Annotated in this window: 1 protein-coding gene; it reads right to left on the bottom strand. The window is 79.0% G+C overall.

What is annotated here, in order from left to right; all coding sequences use genetic code 11:
• Positions 1-837 (bottom strand): acetate--CoA ligase family protein (locus IDM29_RS16855; protein WP_188037857.1); only part of this gene is annotated, 837 nt, incomplete at both ends.

Here is an 837-nt window from a genome sequence, read left to right as displayed (position 1 = left end):
GCAGGGCGCGGCGCCCGGCGTCGGCGCGGCCGGCCCGGCCGACCTCGACGCGGGCCGCGAGCACGGCCGCGCCGTCCTGGGACACCAGCACGGGGTGCAGCTCGACGCTGCGGACCTCCGGCAGGTCGTCCGCGAGCACGGCGACCCGCCCGAGCACGTCCACGAGCGCCGCGACGTCGAGCGCCGGGAGCCCGCGGTAGCCGAAGAGCCGCGGCGCGGCGCGCACGCTGCGCACCATCTCCTCCACGTCGACATCGGTCAGCGGCGCGACGGCGTGCGACAGGTCGCCGAGCAGGTCGACCGCGTCACCCGCGAGGCCGAACGAGACGACGGGGCCGAAGCGCGGGTCCTCGGACGAGCGGATCACGCACGCGGCGCCGCTGCGTGCCATCCGCTGCACCTCGAAGGGGCTGCCGGCGGCGAGGGGACCCAGCCCGGTCCGCATCTGGTCGAACGCCTCGCGCAGCGCGTCGGGGCCCGTGAGCCCGAGCCGGACCCCGCCGAGGTCGATCCGGTGCCGCAGGTGCGGGGCCGTGCTCTTGAGCACCACCGGCCACCCGAGGCGCTCGGCGGCGGCGACGGCCTCGTCGGCGTCCGCCACCCGCTCGGTCCGCCACAGCGTGACCCCGTAGTGCCCCAGGAGCTCGCTCGTGCGGTCCGGGTCGAGGACCACCGCGGCGTCCTCGTCCTCGTCGACGGGCCGGCCCGGCTCTGTGCGGGCCCCCGCGAGGGCGTCGGCGACCAGGCGACGCGCGGCGGAGCGGTCCACGCCCGGCGGGTCCAGCGGGTGGCCGTGGTCCCGCGCGCGCCACGCGGCGTAGCGGACGGCGGCGGCGA

This window comes from Actinotalea sp. JY-7885 (assembly GCF_014525465.1).
Classification (GTDB): Bacteria; Actinomycetota; Actinomycetes; order Actinomycetales; family Cellulomonadaceae; genus Actinotalea.
This window is presented reverse-complemented; position numbering and strand designations above follow the sequence as displayed.